Source organism: Pseudooceanicola batsensis HTCC2597 (assembly GCF_000152725.1).
Classification (GTDB): Bacteria; Pseudomonadota; Alphaproteobacteria; order Rhodobacterales; family Rhodobacteraceae; genus Pseudooceanicola; species Pseudooceanicola batsensis.
Genome location: NZ_CH724131.1, coordinates 397,871 through 418,039, shown reverse-complemented (window position 1 = coordinate 418,039; position 20,169 = coordinate 397,871). Strand labels below are relative to the sequence as shown.

Here is a 20,169-nt window from a genome sequence, read left to right as displayed (position 1 = left end):
TGCGTTGCGGGGACCCGGCCTCATCGCGTCGTGCCTGCGGGGCCCCGGCGCAAGGCCGGGGCGCGGACATCAGTTGCCGATCAGGTCGGGCACGATGGTGACGATGCCCGGAGCGAACCAGAGAAGCGCCAGCCCCACCACCTGAATGATCACGAAGGGCATGATGCCGCGGTAGATATGGCCCGTCGTCACCGTCGGCGGCGCCACCCCGCGCAAATAGAAGAGCGCGAAGCCGAAGGGCGGCGTCAGGAACGAGGTCTGCAGGTTCACCGCGATCATGATCGTCACCCACTTGGGATCGAAGGAGCCGCCGTAGATCACGGGCCCGACGATGGGCACGACGATGTAGATGATCTCGAGAAAGTCGAGCACGAAGCCCAGCACGAAGAGCACCAGCATCACCAGCAGGAAGACGGTGAACTCGTTGTCGAAGGAGCGCAGGAACTGCTGGATGTAGTGTTCGCCCCCGAAGGAGATGACCACCAGGTTCAGAAGCTGCGAGCCGATCAGGATGGTGAAGACCATCGAGGTGACCTTGGCCGTCTCGCGCACGATCGGGGTCAGCACCCCGTTCCGGAACAGCACGATGCAGGCGTAGATCAGGGCGATGGCCGCGAGCGTGTACGCGGCATAGGCGATGACATAGCCGATGCGGTTCTCGAAGGTCACGACCGCCTGGTTCATCCGCAGGTCGAAGTTGATCCCGACCAGGATCAGCGCAACCAGCGCTATGGTGGCCCAGACGATGATCCTGCCGGAATTGCCCTCGTCCTTGAGCTTGCGGTAGGCGGCCAGCATGATCGCCCCGCCCGCGCCGAGCGCGGCGGCCGGCGTCGGATTGGTGACGCCGCCCAGGATCGAGCCCAGCACCGCGATGATCAGGACCAGCGGCGGAAAGACCACCCGGATCAGGTCGTTCTCGGCCATGCGCGCGGCAGCGTGGCGCAGCGACCAGAAGCACAGGGCCAGCGGGATCAGCAGGATCATCACCTTGGTGCCGCCGGTCATGCCGGGTCCGATGTAGACCGCGTCCAGCACGAAGGCCAGAACGACCCCCAGAAGCCCCACGACCAGAGGCGCCGCCGGGGCCGAGGGCTTGACCCCGCGCGCCACGGCCAGCGACAGCAGAACAAGGCCGAAGAGCGTGGCCACGCCCGAGCCGATGGGCGCCGTCGAGGCGAGCCGGTCGGCCACGGCCGCGTTCATCTCGTCCTCGGTCAGTTCGCGGGTTTCCTCGGCCCCGCCGGCGGCGGCGAGGGCTTCGCGCGCGGCGACGGACTCGTCCCATCTGGACTGTCCGTGCAGCTCGATCATGGCCTCCTGGCATTCGGGGCTGACATTGGTGCGCAGCGCGTCCAACCGATCGACCTGGGTATAGCTCGAGACGTTGAGGTCCTGCGGGCCGATCAGCCCCGCCTGCCCGGCGCCGATGAGGCCGCCGATGATCAGGACCGGCACCGCGAGGAACCACAGAAGGCCCTCGTTCCGGGTAATCACCTCGCCGTCGGGGTCGTCGATATGGACCGCCGGCGCCTTGGACGGGTTGAACAGCGCATAGCCGAAGGCATAGGCGGCATAGAGGCCGGCCAGCAGGATCCCCGGAAGAAGCGCGGCCTGAAAGAGCGTGCCGACCGACACCACGGCGGGCCGGCCGAGATAGGTCAGCGCATCGGTACAGCCGAAGTTCTGCGCGCGGGTCTCCTGCGCGGCGGAATAGAGATCCCCCGCCAGCGTGCCGAGCAGCACGATGACGATCGACGGCGGGATGATCTGGCCCAGGGTGCCGGAGGCGGCGATGACGCCGGTCGACAGCTCGGCGGAATACCCGTTCCGCAACATCGTCGGCAGCGAGAGCAGCCCCATGGTCACCACCGTCGCGCCGACGATCCCGGTCGAGGCGGCGAGAAAGGCGCCCACCACGACGACCGACACGGCCAGCCCGCCCGGCAGCGGTCCGAAGACGCGGGCCATGGTGGTCAGCAGGTCGTTGGCGATCTTGGAACGTTCCAGCGTGATGCCCATCAGGACGAACATCAGCACGGCCAGCAGCGTCTCGATCGACTGGCCCGCGAAGACACGTTCGTTCATCCGGTTCACGATGAACGACAGGTTGCGGTCCATCGCGGTTTCCCAGCCCCGCTCGAAGACCGGCTGAGCGACCCTTGGCAGGTCGGGGTATCGGAAGATGGATATGGTGTCGCGTCCGACGCCCGAATTCACGAGGTCCCTGTAGGCCTGCGACCCCTGGTCGATGGCCTGATGGATCAGCAGCCCGTTGGCATCGAGCCAGGCGATGACCGCGAAGGAGATCAGGCCCGCGCCCGGGATGGCGAAGGCCACCGGAAAGCCCGAGAGAATCCCCGCGAACAGGCTGAGGAATACGAAGATCAGGCCGATTTCGACGCCGTCTAGTCCGAACAACATGTCCCTGCCCCTACCCTAGTGCGTGCCTTCATAGGCTTCTTCCCCGGCGCCGAGCGTGTCGCGGTCGAGGTATTTGTCCCGGCTCCCCTCGCCCTCGATGAACTCCAGCAGCGAGCGGTAGAAAAATGCGATCCCGTGTATGAAGACCAGCGCCACGAAGGCCAGGATCAGGACCTTGAAGAGGAAATACGCGTTGAACCCGTCGGGGTTGAAGCCGGTGGTCTCGACGCTCCATCGCACGATCCGCGCCTTGCGCAGCATCAGCTCGAGCTGGTCGCTGGCCGAGACCTTCGGCGTGATCAGGTGGCGCCACAGGAAGTACCAGGAATACATCCAGGCGAGGACCGCGAAAGGAAGCATGAAAAAGAGCGACCCGAACATGTCGATCGCCTTCTTTGCCCGATGGCTGACACCGGCATAGATCAGGTCGACCCGCACATGGCTGCCCTGAACGAAAGCGTAGCTGACGCAGAGCCCGACGACGACCGCGTTCCACAGCTTGAGACTTTCGGAATACCAGGTGATCGACTGCGTGAACTCGATCCCGAAGGGCGAAAGGGTGATGCCGCCGAGCCGAAAGATCGACTGCAGGAAAATGATGATGATCTGCTGACCCACCATGATCAGCCCGGCCCAGGCGGCGGCGCGGCCGATGCCGTTCGCCATTGCCTCCAAGACCCGGACCACGCCCCACATGAACGGGCGCCACAGCAGGCCCGCGATCGTCAGGACGAGGAAGATATCAAGCAGGACGAAGAAGAACTCGACCGACGCGCCGTAATAGATGAAGCGGATCAGGCTTTCCTTGTCGGACCAGTCGAGCCAGAGGGAGGGATGGCTCACGGCGTAGCCCAGGTTGTAGAATCCCGCCGCGATGTTCTGCAGCACCCAGATCAGAGCATTCCCCATCGACAGAACCCTTTGTGTCCCCCGACAAACATATCCGCGCGCGGGGGGGCCGCGCGCGGACATTCATTCTTCAGGCCGACGCGATTACATCGACGACAGGACGCGGCCACGCTGACGCGTGTAGGCGCTTTCCGCCAGCGACAGCCAGGCGCCGGAGGCGCGCATGGAGTTCTGGGCGGATTCGTGGATCTTCGCGAACATCTCGTCGTCCTGGTACTGGCCCAGAACTTCGACCGAACCCTTGCCGAACGCATCCCAGATGTCGTCCGCGAACTCGTGCACCTGGGTGCCGCTGTCGCGCAGACGCTGCAGCGCGGGTCCGTTCTCGGCCGTGAACAGCGCATAGTTGGCCTGGTGACCTTCGGCCGCGGCGATCTCGATGATCTTCTGCTGTTCGGCGGACAGGCCGCTGAACGCCTCGAGGTTGACGCCGACCGACAGGGCGGGTCCGGCTTCGTGGAAGCCTGCGGGATAGTAGTGCTGACACACTTCCTGGAGGCCCAGCTTCTCGTCCGACCAGGGGCCGATCCACTCGGTCGCGTCCAGCGACCCGGTCGAGAGCGCCTGATAGATCTCGCCGCCCGGCAGAACCTGCACGGATGCGCCCATCTTGGAGAGGACTTCGCCGCCCAGGCCGGGCATGCGGAACTTGAGGCCGTTGAAGTCGTCGGCCGAGTTCACCTCGTTGCGGAACCAGCCGCCGCCCTGGGCGCCGGTCTGACCCGCGATGAAGGAGCGGACGCCGAAGATCTCGCCCAGCTCGTGGTGCAGGGCCATGCCGCCGTCGGCATAGTACCAGGTCATCATCTCGGCCGCGGTCATGCCGAAGGGCACGGCGCCGAAATAGGCCCACGCGGGGTGCTGGCCCATCCAGTAGTAGTCGACGCCATGATAGACGTCGGCCTGGCCGGCGACCACCGCATCGAAGCTTTCGAAGGCGCCGACAAGCTCACCCGCGCCCTTGGCGTCGATGGTCAGCGAGCCACCGGACATGGTGGCGACGTTGTTCGTGAAACGCTCGACCGAGTCCCACACACCGGCGAGGCCGCGCGGCCAGGTGGTGACCATGGTCAGCGTCGTGTTGCCCTGCGCGATCGCCGGAGCGGCGAGGGATGTCGCGGCCGCGGCGGTGCCGCCGAGCGCGGACGATTTCAGAAAAGAACGGCGATCCATCTTGTTTCCTCCCAACAGATCAATCTTGCCGGGTAAACGGTTGAGTGTCCCGGCGAATTTCGTGGCCCAAACCTACATATGCCGACCAATAGCGCAAACATTTTCTTGTACGATGCCGTACGGTCAGGGGGCGCCCGTCGGATGGAAACGTTTCGCCCCGCGCCGCCGGTCGGGGAGAGGTCTCGCTGCGGGAGAGACGGTACGTACGCTGTAAGTTTTTTTGCGCCTCGGGAGCGCGAGTCCCCCTCTGCCGCGGCACCTCTCCTGCCCTGCCGGAGAAATCGCAAATATGCGCTACGATCTGCGCAACAATTGAAAAGATTTTCCGTCCGACGCGACACTTTTGCCGCAGAAAGGCGGTTGACCTTGCCGTCCCGAGTCCATAATCCTCGGCCTACCGATAAAAGGAGCCCGCGGGAATGACCTCGCTAGTGATCGTAGTAGGAGCTTGGCGCATGGGCCGGTAACACCGGAACCCCAAGAGGACCCCATGCGCCCCCGGAAAACTCCCGGGGGCTTTTTTGTTGGTACGGTACGGCGATTGGCGCCGCAGAACGGAGACAGACGATGGCACGGCAGATGACTGGTGCGAAAATGGTGGTTCAGGCGCTCAAGGATCAGGGCGTCGACACGGTATTCGGGTATCCGGGCGGCGCCGTGCTACCGATCTACGACGAAATCTTTCAGCAGAACGACATTCGCCACATCCTTGTGCGTCACGAACAGGGCGCGGTGCATGCGGCCGAGGGCTATGCCCGCTCGACCGGGAAACCCGGCGTGGTGCTGGTGACCTCGGGGCCCGGGGCCACGAATGCCGTGACGGGGATGGCGGATGCGCTGCTCGATTCCATTCCGCTCGTCGTGCTGACCGGCCAGGTCCCCACCTTCATGATCGGCTCGGACGCGTTCCAGGAGGCCGATACCGTCGGCATCACGCGCCCCTGCACCAAACACAACTGGCTGGTCAGGGACACAGACGCCCTGTCCGGCGTCCTGCACGAGGCCTTTCACGTCGCGACCGCCGGCCGGCCCGGCCCGGTGCTGATCGACATTCCCAAGGATGTGCAGTTCGCCACGGGCAGCTATGCGCCGCCGGTCAAGGGCGGACCCAAGCGGTATCAGCCGCAGGTCAAGGGCGATATCGAGACGATCACCGAACTGGTCGAGGCGCTGGAAACGGCGAAGAAACCGATCCTCTACACCGGGGGCGGCGTCATCAACTCGGGCGATGCGGCAAGCCAGCTGCTGCGCGAACTGGTGGATGCGACCAACACGCCCATCACCTCGACCCTGATGGGACTGGGCGCCTACCCCGGTTCGGGGAAGAACTGGCTGGGCATGCTGGGGATGCACGGCCTCTACGAGGCGAACATGGCGATGCACGACTGCGATCTGATGATCTGCATCGGGGCGCGGTTCGACGACCGGATCACGGGGCGGATCGACGCCTTCAGCCCGCACTCGCGCAAGGCGCACATCGACATCGACCCCTCTTCGATCAACAAGGTCGTGCACACGGACATCCCGATCGTCGGGGACGTGGCGCATGTGCTCGAGGATCTGCTGAAGATCTGGAAAGCGCGCGGGCGCAAGACCGACCGCGAGGCGCTGGACAGGTGGTGGAAGCAGATCGACGAATGGCGCGCGGTCAACTGCCTGACCTACAAGACCTCCGATCAGGTCATCAAACCGCAGTATGCGCTGCAGCGGCTGGAAGAGCTGACCCGGGGCCACGACCGCTATATCACGACCGAGGTGGGCCAGCACCAGATGTGGGCGGCCCAGTTCCTGACCTTCGACGAACCCAAGCGCTGGATGACCTCGGGCGGGCTGGGAACCATGGGGTACGGCTTTCCCGCCTCGATCGGGGTGCAGATGGCGCATCGCGACAGCCTGGTGATCAATGTCGCGGGCGAGGCCTCGTGGCTGATGAACATGCAGGAGATGGGGACGGCGGTGCAGTTCCGCCTGCCGGTGAAGCAGTTCATCCTGAACAACGAGCGGCTCGGCATGGTGCGGCAATGGCAGGAATTGCTGCACGGCGAGCGCTATTCGCATTCCTGGTCCGAGGCTCTGCCCGATTTCGTCAAGCTGGCCGAGGCCTTCGGCGCCAAGGGCATTCTCTGCACCGATCCCAAGGACCTGGACGACGCGATCATGGAGATGATCGAATACGACGGGCCGGTGATCTTCGACTGCCTGGTGGAAAAGCACGAAAACTGCTTCCCGATGATCCCGTCGGGCGAACCGCACAACAAGATGCTTTTGGGCGAGGTCTCGACCAAGGACGCGATCAAGGAGGGCGGCGCGGTCTTGGTGTGACCGGTGGACCATTCCACCCGCACCGGTCGGTGGGGTGCCCCCGCCCTGCCCAGGTCATGACGCCGAGACGCACCGCCAGAAGGACTGAAAAAATGAGCGCATTGCAGATCAAGAAGGGCTCGACCAAGCATTCGGCCTACAATCTCCGTCCGACGTTCTCGGACGTGATCGAAACCCACACCCTCGCGGTGCTGGTCGACAACGAGGCCGGGGTTCTGGCCCGGGTCATCGGGCTGTTTTCCGGCCGTGGCTACAATATCGAGAGCCTGACCGTCGCCGAGGTGGACCATACCGGGCATCTGAGCCGCATCACCATCGTGACCCGCGGCACGCCGCAGGTGATCGAGCAGATCAAGGCGCAGCTGGGCCGGATCGTGCCGGTGCACCGGGTCCACGACCTCACGGTCGAGGGGCCGTCGGTAGAGCGCGAGTTGGCGCTTCTCAAGGTGACGGGGGCCGGCGACAAGCGTGTCGAGGCGCTGCGGCTGGCGGACATCTTCCGCGCCAACGTCGTGGACAGCACGCTGGACAGTTTCGTCTTCGAGATCACCGGCGCGCCGGAGAAGATCGACGCGTTCGCCGATCTCATGCGGCCGCTGGGCCTGCTGGAGATGGCGCGGACCGGCGTCGCGGCTCTGTCGCGGGGCGCCACGACCTGATCACTCCCTGCAGGCGGGTCAGCCGTGCAGGCGCGCGATCCGCCTCTCCCGGTCGCACCTGCGGCGCGAGAAGGCGCCCGGCAGGGCGACCACGTTGCCCCGTCCGGTCTGCGACTGCTCGTCCCGCGGGCGTTCCGCGCCCTCCGGCCGGCCGTCTGCTGCCCGGCCGAGCACGTTGGCGATGGCCGGGTAATGCTCGGCGACGACAAGACAGGCATTGCTCACGCGCCTGACCTTTTCATCCGCATGAAGTTCGAGCCGCAGGAGATCGCCCGGCGATGGCACGGGCGCGTCCGGCGCCATGGCCTCGGCCACGTCCAGCATAGCCAGATCCCCCTGATCCTCGCACCAGATCACCGCCTTTTCGCTGTTGCGATTGCTCCACAGAACGATGCCGAACATGCTTTGCTCCGGACAATTTCTCTCTTCATCCACAGTCTGAGAAAGGGAACGGCGTCCGGATATTCCCGATCCTGTGCAACCGCCAATGAAAATGTGTCGTGCAATTCAAGACGTGGCGCTATAGAGTTCACTCTGTGACGCCAATGTGCGTCACAACCCACGGTTTTAGACGCCAAATAGCGCCGAACCTGACAAATGATGAAGAAAAAGAAGCGGAGCCACGGCTTTTGTCCAGATCTGCCAGAACGACCCGACAGACCCCAACCGATCCCGCAGGGATAAGAAACATCTTTGGCGCGAATTTGCGTCAGCTCAGTTCCGACTTCCCGTCCATCGCCGGCCTGTGCCGCGAACTCGGGATCAACCGGACCCAATTCAATCGTTACTTGTCCGGCGAAAGTTTTCCCCGCCCCGACGTTCTCCACAGGATATGCGAGTTCTTCGGCAAGGATGCCCGCATCCTGCTGGAACCTGTGGACACCCTTCCCGACGGCAACAGCGAATTGCTGAACCATCCGGCGATCCGCGACTTTCTGGGGCAGAACTCGACCCATGTGCCGGAAGAGGCGGTGCCTTCCGGGATCTACCGCTTCACGCGCCGGTCCTTCGTCGATGACAGCATGGCCATGCTCGGCATGCTGCTGGTCTTCCGCGAGGATGGGTATACCTTCCTGCGCGGCTACGAGGCCAAGGACGCGATGGCGCAGCAGGGACTGCCCACAACCGGACCGGCCCGCGAATTCCGCGGCATCTTCCTTATGCAGGAGGAAGGGGTGGCCAATATCGCGGCACGGCGCGGGTCGATCACCTGCTCGTACCAGTTCCTGTCGCGCTACCCGTCGATGGACGGCCATTTCCTCGAAGGCTATTCCACCCGGTCGGTGCGGGAAACGGTGCGCAGCCGCCGGATCGAGCGCACGGTCTACGAGCACCTGGGCCGGAACCGCGACGCGATCCGCGCCACCGCGCGCGAGGGCGGGCTCATCCCCTTCGACAGGCTGCCGCGCTTTCACCAGCGCCTGCTCAGGCTGGACGAACCCTTCCGCTAGGCCCGGCGCGCCGCGAAACGGGCGATGCGGGCCATGCCCTCGGTCACGTCCTCGGTCGAGGCGGCGTAGGACAGCCGCCAGGTCGCCCCGCCCCGGTGCGGATCGAAATCGTGGCCCGGCGTCACGGCCACGCCTTCCTCGTCCAGCAGGGCGCGGGCCAGCGTCAGGCTGTCCTCGCCGAGGTGGCTGATGTCGGCATAGACGTAGAAGCCCCCGTCCGGCGGCGAAAACCGGGTGATCCCCGCCCGCCGCAGCCCGTCGCGCACGATGTCGCGGTTGCGGGCATAGGTGGCGCGGTTGGCCTCGAGCTCCTCACGCGCGTCCATGGCGCCGAGGGCGGCCACCTGCGAAGCGTGGGGGGCGCAGATGAACATGTGCTGGGCCAGTTTCTCGACCCGCTCGACATGGTCGGGCGGCACCACCATCCAGCCGACGCGCCAGCCGGTCATCGAATAGTATTTCGAGAAGGAGTTGATGACATAGACGTCATCCGAGATCTCGAGGGCCGAGACCGCGCGTTCGCTGTAGTGCAGGCCGTGATAGATCTCGTCCGATATGAAGGCGGTGCCTTCGGCCTCCGCGGCCTCGATGAGCGCGGCGAGCGAGGGCTTGTCCAGCATCGTCCCGGTCGGATTGGCCGGCGAGGCGACGAGCAACCCGGCGAGGCGGGCCGCGGCGATCTGGTCCGCGCGAGGCTGGAAGCCGTCCTGCAACTCGGTCTCGAGCAGCACCGTCTCGAGCGCCTGCGCCTTGAAGATCTGGCGGTAGGCCGGGTAGCCGGGGTTGGCAATCCCCACCCGGTCGCCCGGATCGAAGAGCGAGGTGAAGGCCAGCAGGAACCCGCCCGACGAGCCCGAGGTGACGATCACCCGCGCCGGATCGAGATCGACACCGTACCAGTCCCCGTACTGCCGCGCGATGCGGTCGCGCAGCGCGGGCAGACCCAGCGAGGGCGTATAGCCGAGCGCGCTCTCCTCCATCGCCGTCGTCAGCAGGTCGCGCGCGGCCTGCGGGGCGGAGGTGCCGGGCTGACCGATCTCCATGTGGATGACGTGCCGGCCCGTGGCCTCGAGCTCCGCCGCCAGTTCGAGAATGACCATCACAATGAAGGGATCCACATCCCCCCGCCTTGAAACCCGCATAAGCATCTCCGATTGTGTCGGTGTGTTTTCAACGGAGTCCGGTGTGAGGTCAATGTTCCGCCCCCTCTTGATGGCCGTGGTTCTGGTGCTCGCGCTCGGACCGCGTACGGTTGCGGCGGCCACGCTGGTTCGTGATGCGGATATCGAACACGGGCTGACGCAATTGGCCGCGCCGATCCTGCGCGCCGCCGGTCTCAGCCCCTCGACCGTGGGCATCTACGTGGTCAAGGACAGCCAGATGAACGCCTTCGTGCTGGACCGGACGGCGATCTACATCCATTCGGGGATGATCCTGCGGCTGACCAAGGCGTCGGAACTGCAGGCCGTCATCGCGCATGAGGCGGCGCATATCGCCAACGGCCACCTGACGCGCCGCTACGCCAACATGCAGGCCGCGCGCAACGTGATGGCGCTCGGCGCGGCTCTGTCGGTTGCGGCCGGGGCGCTGACCAACCAGGGCGAGGCGGCGGGCGGGGTCGCCCTCGGCGTCGCCTCCTCGGCGCAGCGGGTGTTCTTCGGCCATACGCGGGCCGAGGAGAGCGCGGCGGACCAGTCGGGCATGAGATACCTCGCGGCGGCGGGAATCGAGACCTCGGGCGCGGTGTCGCTGATGGAGCTTTTCGCCGGACAGGAAGCCCTGCCCGTGCGGCGCCAGGACATCTATGCCCGCTCGCATCCGCTGTCGCGGGACCGGCTGCGCCAGGTCAAGGCGCTGGCGGTAAGTTATGGCAAGCCGGGCAAGCCCGATCCGGTGGCGGACTACTGGTTCGACCGCCTCAAGGGCAAGCTTTCCGCCTTCGTGCGCAATCCAAAATGGACGTTCCAACGCTACAAGGAGAGCCCCTATCCCGATGTCCGCGCCATGCGCGAGGCCGTGGCATGGCACCGGCAGAACCGGACCGGGCGGGCGCTGGCGGCGATGGATCGCGCGCGGGCGGCCCGGCCGGGCGATCCCTACTACGACGAATTGCGCGGCCAGATCCTGCTGGAAAGCCGCAACTGGGCGGCCGCGGCCAACGCCTATGGCGCAGCCCTGAAACGCGCGCCGCGGAACACGCTGATCCTGGCGGGCTACGGCCGGTCGCTCGTCGCGCTCGGCGGCACGCAGCGGCTGAAACAGGCGGTCGGGTACCTGGAACGGTCGACCGCGCGCGACTGGCGCAACAACCTCGCCCTGCGCGACCTCGGCTCGGCCTATGCCAAGCTGGGCAATACCGGCATGGCCGCTCTCGTCACCGCCGAGCGGCACGCGATGCACGGCCGCACGCGAGAGGCCGAGATCCTAGCCAAGCGCGCCGCCGACCTCCTGCCGCGCGGATCTGCCGGTTGGCGGCGGGCGCAGGATGTGCTCAATGCGGTGGAACACGCCGAATGACCCCTTCACGAACCGGAGACCGATGATGAAACGCCTCGCCCCCCTCGCCCTTGCCGGGCTTCTGGCCGCCCCGGCCCATGCGCTGGACGTGACGACCATGTCCGATGCCGAGCGCGAGGCCTTTCGCGCGGAGGTGCGGGAGTACCTGATGGAAAATCCCGAGGTCATCATGGAGGCGGTCGCGGTTCTCGAAGAGCGACAGGCGGCGGCGCAGGAGAACGCGGACCTGTCGCTGGTGAAAGCGCATGAAGAGGCGATCTTCGACGACGGCTTTTCCTGGGTCGGCGGCAATCCCGAGGGCGACGTGACGGTGGTGGAATTCCTCGATTATCGCTGCGGCTATTGCCGGAAGGCCTTCGAAGAGGTCCAGCAGCTGATCGAACGGGACGGCAACATCCGCTTCATCGTCAAGGAGTTCCCGATCCTGGGCGAGGCATCGCTGGCCAGTTCGCGCTTTGCCATCGCGACCCGGCAGGTGGCGGGCGACGACGCCTACGCGGCAATGCATGACGCGCTGATGGCCTACAAGGGCTCGACCGAGCCCGCGGCCCTGTCGCGGCTGGCGCGCACCCTGGGCATCGCGCCGGAACCGATCGTCGCCCATCTGGACGATCCGGCCGTGGATGCCGAGATCCGCAAGACGCGCGAACTGGCGCAGAGGCTGCAGATCAGCGGGACACCGACCTTCGTGATGGGCGACCAGATGATCCGGGGCTACGTGCCCCTGCGGGCGATGGAGGATATCGTCGGCGCGCAGCGCGACGGGTGATCCGCGCGCTCGGAACAGTCGCTCTGGCGCTCTCGCCCGGCCTCGGGGCGGCGGCGGGGCTCGATCTGAGCGACGACGAACGGGCGGCCTTCGGGCAGGAGGTGCGCGCCGCGATCCTGGCCTTCCCCGAGGTGGTGGACCGCGCGCTGACCCCGCCGCCCGCCGGCTACGCGGATGAAGCGCAGGCCGACCTGGCGCGGCTGGCGCAGGAGGCAGACCTGGCCGAGGCAAGCGCACGGGGCATCGGCGCTGACGCGCCGCGCCTGACGATCGTCTTCTTCGAGAGCTTTCCCTGCACGACGTGCGGCGCGGCCTGGCGCGATCTGGTCGCTTTGGCCGAGGCGCATCCCGACATCCGGATCGAACCGCGTTTCGCGGCGGAGGACGGCACCGCTCAGCTGCTGCTGTCGCTGCTGGCGCGCCGGGGGCCGGAGGCGTATCACAACGCGCGCGCACTGCTGCACGAGGCCCGCACCGAAGAGGAGCTCGCCCGGATCGTGCAGGAGCGGGAATGGATGCAGGACCGGATGCTGCGGCCGACCCCGCGCGACGAGGCCCGCGCCTTTGCCCGGCTGGGTCTGGAGACCGTGCCGTCGCTGGTGTTCCCGCGCATGATGGTACAGGGGGCGGTTCCGCCGGGCGTGCTGGAAAGATACGTGACGGACTAGGCGTTCCGTATGGAGCTCATGTCACGCGAGAGCCTCGGGACGGGCCCGAGGAATACGGGGCGCGCCGCTGTACCGGGGGGGGCTTGTGGCCAAAGAACGTCGGGCCGGGCGCGAGAATGGCGGGACGGTTGCTGCTCCGTCGCTACTCCGCGGCCTGGGCCGGGCCTTGCGCCTCGATTTCGGCAGCGCGCTTTTCGACCTGTTCGACGATGTGATCGACCATCTGGTCGTTCGACATCTTGTGGCTCTGCGCCCCGGCCAGATAGACCATGCCGGACCCGGCCCCGCCCCCGGTGAAGCCCACGTCGGTCATCAGCGCCTCGCCGGGGCCGTTGACCACGCAGCCGATGATCGACAGGGACATGGGCGTCTTGATGTGCTCGAGCCGCTCTTCGAGGATTTCCACCGTTTTGATCACGTCGAATCCCTGCCGCGCGCAGGAGGGGCAGGAGATGATGTTGACGCCGCGATGCCGCAGGCCGAGGGACTTGAGGATTTCGAAGCCGACCTTGACCTCTTCGACCGGATCGGCGGAAAGCGAAACCCGCAGCGTGTCGCCGATGCCCATCCACAGAAGGTTGCCCAGGCCGATCGCGCTCTTGATCGTGCCGGACATCAGTCCGCCGGCCTCGGTGATGCCGAGGTGGATGGGGGCGTCGGTGGCCTCGGCCAGCTGCTGATAGGCGGCGGCGGCCATGAAGACGTCCGAGGCCTTCACGCTGATCTTGAACTCGTGAAAATCGTGGTCCTGCAGGATGCGGATGTGATCCAGCCCGGATTCGACCATCGCCTGGGGACAGGGCTCTCCGTATTTCTCGAGAAGGTGCTTTTCCAGCGAGCCTGCATTCACCCCGATCCGGATGGAACAACCGTGGTCGCGGGCGGCGCGGATGACCTCGGCCACGCGCTTTTCGTCGCCGATATTGCCCGGGTTGATGCGCAGGCAGGCGGCGCCGGCCTCGGCCGCCTCGATGGCGCGCTTGTAGTGGAAATGGATGTCGGCGACGATCGGCACCGGGCTTTCGCGCACGATCTCCTTCAGCGCGGCGGTTGCAGGCTGGTCGGGCGTCGAGACCCGGACGATGTCGGCGCCCGCCTCGGCGGCGCGCTGGATCTGCGCCACGGTCGCGGCCACGTCCGAGCTGTCGGTGTTCGTCATGGTCTGGACCGAAATCGGCGCATCGCCGCCGACCGGGACGTTGCCGACCATGATCCGGCGGCTCTTGCGGCGTTCGATATTGCGCCAGGGACGGACGGGGTTCATCGACATGGGATCCTCGCAGGTCGCTGCTGGCCGAGCCTTACAACGGCAAAGGGCCCGGGGCAATGCACCGGGCCGGGCGATATCGTCACGTGTGCGGGATCAGTCCTGCGGCGTCTCGACCTGCTGGGCCTTGGCGAGCATCACGCGCTCGGCCACCGGGTCCGACGACAGGTCGGCAACCGTGTATTTCTCGGTCACCGCGTCCGAGGACAGGGCCACGCTGCGGATCGTCGAGGTGCCGGGACCGAGCGGGCCGCGCAACTCTCCGTCGACCGAGGCGTAGAGCGAGCCGGACATGCCGGCGCGAAGGGTCGGCGGTTCCTCGGTCAGGGGCACCTGGTATTCCTCGCCGGCGTCGAGGATCTTCTCGAAGATGACCGTGCCGTCTGCCGCGCTGACACGCACCCAGGCGGGGCGGACGGCGACGAGGGTCACCCCCGGTTCGACATTCTCGGTGACGCGCGGGGTGGTGGTCGCGGGCTCGGCCGCGGGTGTCTCGCCGGTCAGCCCGGCCAGGGCTGCCGCCACGGCGCGATCCTCGGCCGACTCGCGGGGGGTGGGTTCCTTCTCGAGACCGGCGAAGGCCCCGACCTCGTTCGGGTTGAGCGTCGAGATCGGTGCGTCCCGGGCGACTAGGACGGGCACGTCCAGGGCCTCGGGGCGATAGAGCCGGTCGAGCCCCTCGTTCGCGCGCGGCGAGGTGGAGACGAGTTCGGGCGCCTTCGGCAGCGTGCCGCCGGGGACCGCCTGGATCGGGTCGAGGTCGCTGAGGACATCGGGCGCCTGTTCGACGGGGGCGAACTGAACGCGCTGCACCTCGGTCAGAATGGACCAGCCGCCGTATCCGATGGCGCCGATCAGCGCGATGAGGACGGCAACCGAGCCGAGCGCACCGGGTTCGACCTGGGCAAAGATGCTTTCGCGTTCGGGCAGGAAGGGCGTGGCCGAGGCGAGCGGATCGTGGCCCGGCAGTTTCGAGGCGGCCACCTTGGCTTCGCGCGCCTTGCGCGAGCCCGAGGCCTCCTCGGACATGCCATGGGCGGTTTCGAACCCGCTTTCGGCGCAGAACTGGGCGAAGGCGCGGTCCGGATCGAGGTCGAGATAGCGCGCGTAGGACCGCACGTAACCGGCGATGAAGCCCGGCGTCTCGAAAGCGTCGGGATCGCAGTTTTCGATGGCGGAGATATAGGCGGCCTTGATCCGCAGCTCGCGCTGCACGTCGAGCAGGGACTTGCCCATGGTGGCCCGTTCGCCACGCATGACATCCCCCAGTTTCAGCTCGTAATCGTCAAAACCCTTTGGCTGGATCTCATCGCTCTCCAGCGTGGGTTTCGCCTTGCGCCGCATCATACTGCTGCCCCGTCCGAGAAGTGCCGACCCGTTATCACCCCGATTCGAGTCCCGCTCTTTGTTTATAAGACCCTATCACGATTCAAGGAGTTTTCCAGTGAAACGGCGCCCGCCGGCGGGATTCAGCAGCATGCTGCCACTCGGATCGGCAGAACCTAACAATACAAGGGGTTGTGGATAGGCCTGCCGCCCACCACTAGGGGCGGCTCAAAGGACGGCCCGGGATCAGCCGGCGCGACTCAGCCCGCCAGCTCCTGCCGATTCAGTGCGCAATGGGACCAGAGCGAATCCATCGCACGGATCAGCTTGTCCATTTCGTCGGGTCCGTGGACCGGCGACGGGGTGAAGCGCAGTCGCTCGGTCCCGCGGGGAACGGTGGGGAAATTGATCGGCTGGACATAGATGCCGTGGTCGTCGAGCAGCATGTCCGAGAGCAGCTTGGTATGGACCGGGTTGCCGACGATGACGGGCACGATGTGGCTGCCGTGATCGATCAGCGGCATGCCGAACGCCTTGAACCGCGTCTTGAGAATCCGCGCGCGTTCCTGGTGCAGGTCGCGCAGCGCCTGGTCGGTCTTGAGGTGCCTGACCGAGGCCGCGGCGCCGGCGGCCACGGCGGGCGGCAGCGAGGTGGTGAAGATGAAGCCCGGCGCATAGGACCGGATGGCGTCGCACATCTTTTCCGAGGCGGCGATATAGCCCCCCATGACACCGTAGGCCTTGGCCAGCGTGCCGTTGATGATGTCGATGCGCTGCGCGAGGCGGTCGCGTTCGGTCACGCCGCCGCCGCGGGGGCCGTACATGCCGACGGCATGGACCTCGTCGATATAGGTCAGGGCGTTGAATTCGTCGGCCAGATCGCAGATCGCCTCGATCGGGCCGAAATCGCCATCCATCGAATAGACGGATTCGAAGGCGATCAGCTTGGGGGCGGCGGGGTCGTCGGCCTCGAGCAGCTCGCGCAGGTGCGCAACGTCATTGTGGCGGAAGATGCGCTTGGCGCCCCCGTTGCGGCGCACGCCCTCGATCATCGAGGCGTGGTTGAGCGCGTCGGAATAGATGATGAGACCGGGGAAGAGCTTGGGCAGGGTCGACAGGGTGGCGTCGTTGGCGATGTAGGCCGAGGTGAAGAGCAGGGCGGATTCCTTGCCGTGGAGGTCGGCGAGCTCGTCCTCGAGCGCCTTGTGATACAGCGTCGTGCCCGAGATGTTGCGCGTGCCGCCCGAACCGGCGCCGACGCTGTCCAGCGCGTCGTGCATCGCGGCGAGGACCACGGGGTGCTGGCCCATGCCGAGGTAATCGTTGCCGCACCACACCGTCACCGGCTGTTCGGACCCGTCGGGGCGCCGCCGGGTCGCGTGGGGAAACTGCCCCTTGTGACGCACGATGTCGATGAAGGTCCGGTACCGCCCTTCATCGTGCAGCTGGCCGATAGCCTGGTCCAGGTAAGCCTCGTAGGTCACGGGCGGTCCTCCTTGGTCAATGCCGGGTTCGCGCGGCCCCGGGCGGTTCGGTGCTAGCACCGTCGGTTCAGAATTGGAATGGTTTTAAGTCGGGCGGCCGTTCACGGCGAGGTTACAAATTGCCGCCCCCCCGCGTCCTTGATGTGAATCAATTCGTGAGACGGGAGCTGATCCTTTCTGCCGAAGGCTTTGGCGAGGTCCTCGCGCGGTCCTCGATGCGCGGACATCCGGGCGAAAGACCCGCGGGTCGAGCCCCGTTCCGACCTCGCGCCTGAGCGGACGCATGACCGCAAGTGCACCGGGCTATAGCGCATAAGCCCTGATCCGGCTGGACACCGGACGGGCCGCTGCTAGGGTCGCGCCGTTCCCCGAAAGGCCGCTCCCATGACAGCCCCCTCGCCCTCGACCGATACCGCGACCGTCCTGTCGCCGACCGTACGCGCCGCTTTCTGGATGGCCGGCGCCATCCTGTCCTTCCTGACCATGGCGGTGGCGGGCCGGGTCCTGGCCGCCGAACTGGACACGTTCGAGATCATGACGCTGCGCAGTCTGACCGGCGTCATCATCATCTGCATCGTGGCCACGGCAACCGCCAGCTGGCACCGGATCACGATGCATCGCTTCGGGCTTCAGGTGCTGCGCAACGTGGCGCATTTCACCGGGCAGAACCTGTGGTTCTACGCGATCACGCTGATCCCCCTCGCCCAGGTCTTCGCGCTGGAATTCACCGCGCCGCTCTGGGTGCTGGTCCTGTCGCCCCTCTTTCTGGGCGAACGGATGTCGAAGCGGCGCGCGCTGGCCGGGCTGACCGGTTTCGCCGGCATCCTGCTGATCGCGCGCCCCGGCTTCCAGGAGATCACGCCGGGCCTGATCGCGGCCGCCCTCTGCGCCATCGGCTTTGCCGGAACGATCATTTCGACCAAGAGCCTCACGCGGGACGTGCCGACGATCTGCATCCTGTTCTGGCTGACGGTCCTGCAGGCCATCTTCGGCCTGGTCTGCGGCGGCTACGACATGGACTTTGCCCTGCCCTCGCCCGCGCTGTGGCCGGCGGCCCTTCTGGTGGGGTTCGCCGGGCTCTTTGCGCATTACTGCGTGACATCCGCCCTGTCGATCGCGCCGGCCTCGGTCGTGTCGCCGATGGATTTCCTGCGGCTGCCCGCGGCGGCGGTCGTCGGCCTGCTGATCTATGGCGAGGCGCTCGACCCCTTTGTCCTGGTGGGCGCGGCGATCATCTTCGCCGCGAACTACGCCAACATCCGGGGGGAGCGCCGCGCATGAAGCCACACGATCCGGGTTGCCCGCCGCTGATCGTCGCGGGTTAATGGCGCCATGTCTCCACAGAAATCCATGTCGGGCGTCGCCTGGTTCCAGCTCATCCTCCTGGCCCTGATCTGGGGCGGCTCCTTCCTGTCGACACGCATCGCGCTGGACGAGATCGGCCCGCTGACGGCGGTGATGCACCGCTGCCTCTGGGCCATGCTCGTGCTCTGGATCGTGGTGCTGGCGACCGGCCAGCGGCCGCCGGCCTCGCCCCGGCTCTGGCTGATGTTCCTGATAATGGGCGTGCTGAACAACGTGCTGCCGTTCTTCTTCCTGGCCTGGGGGCAACTGCATATCGAAAGCGGGCTGACGGCGATCTTCAATTCCTTCACCGCCGTTTTCGGCGTGGTGATCGCGGCCATCGTCTTTGCCGACGAACGGCTGACGGCGCGCAAGGGCATCGGGGTGGTCTTCGGCGTGCTCGGCGTGGCCACGGCCATGGGGATGGGCACGCTGGGCGAGATCGACCTGCGGTCGCTGGCGCAGCTCTCGGTCCTGTGCGCGACGCTGTGCTATGCGCTTGGCGGCAGTTTCGGACGGGCCAAGCTGTCGCATCTGCCGCCGCTGATCGCCGCGGCCGGGATGCTGACCGGCTCGACCCTGGTGATGATCCCGCTGGCCTGGGCGGTGGAAGGCACGCCGAGCTTCGATCTCGCCGCCCGGACCTGGGGGGCCATCGCCTATTACAGCCTGATCGCGACCGGGGTGGCCTATCTGCTCTACTACTCGATCCTGGCCAAGGCCGGCAGCGGCAACCTCATGCTGGTGACGCTCCTGCTGGTGCCGGTCGCGATCCTGCTGGGGCACCTGGTGCTGGGCGAGGTCTTCCTGACACGGCACCTTGCCGGGTTCGGCATCATCGCCGTGGGACTGGTCGTTCTGGACGGCCGTGTCGTGCGGATGCTGCGGGGCCGGCCAATTGACGTTTGACCCCGCCCGGTCCGCCGCTTAGCAAAGGCGGACATTCGCCGGAGCCCCGAGATGATCTATGAAACGCCGGAAGACTGGGACCGGGCCACGCACAAGCGCGTGGTGCTCTTCGGCATGTCCGGACTGGGCAAGACCTTCCTGTCGAACGCGCTGCGCGACACGGGCGAGTGGTTCCACTACTCGATCGACTACCGCATCGGCACCCGCTACATGGGCGAGCTGATCGCCGACAATGCCAAGGCGCATGCGATGCAGGTGCCCTTCCTGCGCGACCTGCTCAAATCGGATTCGATCTACATCGGCTCGAACATCACCTTCAACAACCTCGCGCCGCTCTCGACCTATCTGGGCAAACCGGGCGATCCGACCCGGGGCGGCCTGCCCTTCGACCTCTACCGCGAACGGCAGGAACAGCACCGCATGGCCGAAATTTCGGCGCTGCTCGACACCGAGCGGTTCGCGGAACGCGCGGTCCGGCTCTATGGCTATCCGCATTTCGTCTGCGACAGCGGCGGTTCCATCTGCGAGGTGGTCGACCCCTGGGACGACGAAGACCCGGTGCTGGACACGCTGACGGACATGGCCCTGCTGGTCTGGATTCAGGGGGATGCCGCGCACCGCCAGGAACTGGTGCGCCGCTTCGACAGGGCGCCGAAGCCGATGTACTATCAGCCGGAGTTCCTGCGACAGGCCTGGACGGACTATCGTGACGAGACGGGCGAGGCCGAGGATGCGGTCGATCCCGACGCCTTCGTCCGCTGGACCTATGCCCGCGCACTCGACCATCGCCAGCCGCGGTACGAGGCGATGGCCCGCCGCGGCATCACCGTGACCGCGGACCAGGTGGCGCAGGTGACCGACGCGGCCTCTTTCGATGCGCTGATCATGCAGGCCCTTGAGACGCGCTGAGGCTCTGCCTATGTCACCCCGACCCGATATCCACGAGG

At 66.3% G+C, this 20,169-nt stretch carries 17 protein-coding genes; 9 read left to right on the top strand and 8 right to left on the bottom strand.

Features of this window, described 5'->3' with window-relative positions:
- Nucleotides 1-69: 69 nt before the first annotated feature.
- The 3 genes from OB2597_RS06070 to OB2597_RS06060 all read right to left on the bottom strand — a co-directional run bounded on the left by OB2597_RS06070 (nt 70) and on the right by OB2597_RS06060 (nt 4,506).
- A complete protein-coding gene (locus OB2597_RS06070; RefSeq protein WP_009804653.1) occupies nt 70-2,424 on the bottom strand; it encodes a TRAP transporter large permease in 2,355 nt (784 codons plus the stop codon).
- A 15-nt stretch (nt 2,425-2,439) separates the two neighbouring features.
- Nucleotides 2,440-3,333, bottom strand: a complete 894-nt coding sequence (locus tag OB2597_RS06065) for a TRAP transporter small permease subunit (protein ID WP_009804652.1) — start codon at nt 3,331-3,333, stop codon at nt 2,440-2,442.
- 84 nt (nt 3,334-3,417) lie between these two features.
- Nucleotides 3,418-4,506, bottom strand: coding sequence for a TRAP transporter substrate-binding protein (locus OB2597_RS06060; protein WP_009804651.1), 1,089 nt, complete (start codon nt 4,504-4,506; stop codon nt 3,418-3,420).
- Between the two features lie 567 nt (nt 4,507-5,073).
- Here OB2597_RS06060 and OB2597_RS06055 point away from each other — a divergent pair.
- Nucleotides 5,074-6,828 carry an acetolactate synthase 3 large subunit gene (locus tag OB2597_RS06055; protein WP_009804650.1) on the top strand — a complete coding sequence of 585 codons (1,755 nt, stop codon included), beginning with the start codon at nt 5,074-5,076 and terminating at the stop codon, nt 6,826-6,828.
- 92 nt (nt 6,829-6,920) lie between these two features.
- A complete protein-coding gene (ilvN, locus tag OB2597_RS06050) occupies nt 6,921-7,487 on the top strand; it encodes an acetolactate synthase small subunit (RefSeq protein ID WP_009804649.1) in 567 nt (188 codons plus the stop codon).
- 18 nt (nt 7,488-7,505) lie between these two features.
- On the opposite strand, the gene OB2597_RS06045 is transcribed toward ilvN, so the two are convergent.
- A complete protein-coding gene (locus OB2597_RS06045; RefSeq protein WP_009804648.1) occupies nt 7,506-7,889 on the bottom strand; it encodes a hypothetical protein in 384 nt (127 codons plus the stop codon).
- 302 nt (nt 7,890-8,191) lie between these two features.
- Between OB2597_RS06045 and OB2597_RS06040 the strand changes: the two genes are divergently transcribed.
- Complete coding sequence (locus OB2597_RS06040; protein ID WP_009804647.1) at nt 8,192-8,938, top strand: helix-turn-helix domain-containing protein; 747 nt, start codon at nt 8,192-8,194, stop codon at nt 8,936-8,938.
- Here the strand turns inward: OB2597_RS06040 and OB2597_RS06035 are convergent.
- Nucleotides 8,935-10,080: a pyridoxal phosphate-dependent aminotransferase gene (locus OB2597_RS06035; protein WP_040609530.1), complete on the bottom strand. Its 1,146-nt coding sequence runs from the start codon at nt 10,078-10,080 to the stop codon at nt 8,935-8,937. The genes OB2597_RS06040 and OB2597_RS06035 overlap by 4 nt on opposite strands.
- Before the next feature lie 52 nt (nt 10,081-10,132).
- On the opposite strand from OB2597_RS06035, the gene OB2597_RS06030 reads away from it, so the two are divergent.
- Genes OB2597_RS06030 through OB2597_RS06020 form a run of 3 tightly spaced genes read left to right on the top strand, consistent with a single transcriptional unit; the run spans nt 10,133 to nt 12,892 of the window.
- A complete protein-coding gene (locus OB2597_RS06030; protein WP_009804645.1) occupies nt 10,133-11,455 on the top strand; it encodes a M48 family metalloprotease in 1,323 nt (440 codons plus the stop codon).
- Between the two features lie 22 nt (nt 11,456-11,477).
- Nucleotides 11,478-12,224: a DsbA family protein gene (locus tag OB2597_RS06025; protein WP_040609529.1), complete on the top strand. Its 747-nt coding sequence runs from the start codon at nt 11,478-11,480 to the stop codon at nt 12,222-12,224.
- A complete protein-coding gene (locus tag OB2597_RS06020) occupies nt 12,221-12,892 on the top strand; it encodes a thioredoxin domain-containing protein (RefSeq protein ID WP_009804643.1) in 672 nt (223 codons plus the stop codon). Before OB2597_RS06025 ends, OB2597_RS06020 begins: the two co-directional genes overlap by 4 nt.
- Before the next feature lie 142 nt (nt 12,893-13,034).
- On the opposite strand, the gene ispG is transcribed toward OB2597_RS06020, so the two are convergent.
- The 3 genes from ispG to hemA all read right to left on the bottom strand — a co-directional run bounded on the left by ispG (nt 13,035) and on the right by hemA (nt 16,969).
- A complete protein-coding gene (gene ispG / locus OB2597_RS06015; RefSeq protein ID WP_009804642.1) occupies nt 13,035-14,162 on the bottom strand; it encodes a flavodoxin-dependent (E)-4-hydroxy-3-methylbut-2-enyl-diphosphate synthase in 1,128 nt (375 codons plus the stop codon).
- A 93-nt stretch (nt 14,163-14,255) separates the two neighbouring features.
- Nucleotides 14,256-15,506, bottom strand: a complete 1,251-nt coding sequence (locus tag OB2597_RS06010) for a helix-turn-helix domain-containing protein (RefSeq protein WP_009804641.1) — start codon at nt 15,504-15,506, stop codon at nt 14,256-14,258.
- Between the two features lie 239 nt (nt 15,507-15,745).
- Entirely contained in the window at nt 15,746-16,969 is a 1,224-nt protein-coding gene (gene hemA, locus OB2597_RS06005; protein ID WP_009804640.1) for a 5-aminolevulinate synthase, read from the bottom strand.
- A gap of 384 nt (nt 16,970-17,353) precedes the next feature.
- Between hemA and OB2597_RS06000 the strand changes: the two genes are divergently transcribed.
- Genes OB2597_RS06000 through OB2597_RS05990 form a run of 3 tightly spaced genes read left to right on the top strand, consistent with a single transcriptional unit; the run spans nt 17,354 to nt 20,131 of the window.
- Nucleotides 17,354-18,250 (top strand): DMT family transporter, encoded by an 897-nt coding sequence (locus OB2597_RS06000; RefSeq protein WP_009804639.1) that lies wholly within the window; start codon nt 17,354-17,356, stop codon nt 18,248-18,250.
- 51 nt (nt 18,251-18,301) lie between these two features.
- Nucleotides 18,302-19,222 carry a DMT family transporter gene (locus OB2597_RS05995; RefSeq protein WP_040609166.1) on the top strand — a complete coding sequence of 307 codons (921 nt, stop codon included), beginning with the start codon at nt 18,302-18,304 and terminating at the stop codon, nt 19,220-19,222.
- Between the two features lie 51 nt (nt 19,223-19,273).
- Nucleotides 19,274-20,131 (top strand): hypothetical protein, encoded by an 858-nt coding sequence (locus OB2597_RS05990; protein ID WP_009804637.1) that lies wholly within the window; start codon nt 19,274-19,276, stop codon nt 20,129-20,131.
- Nucleotides 20,132-20,169 lie beyond the last annotated feature (38 nt).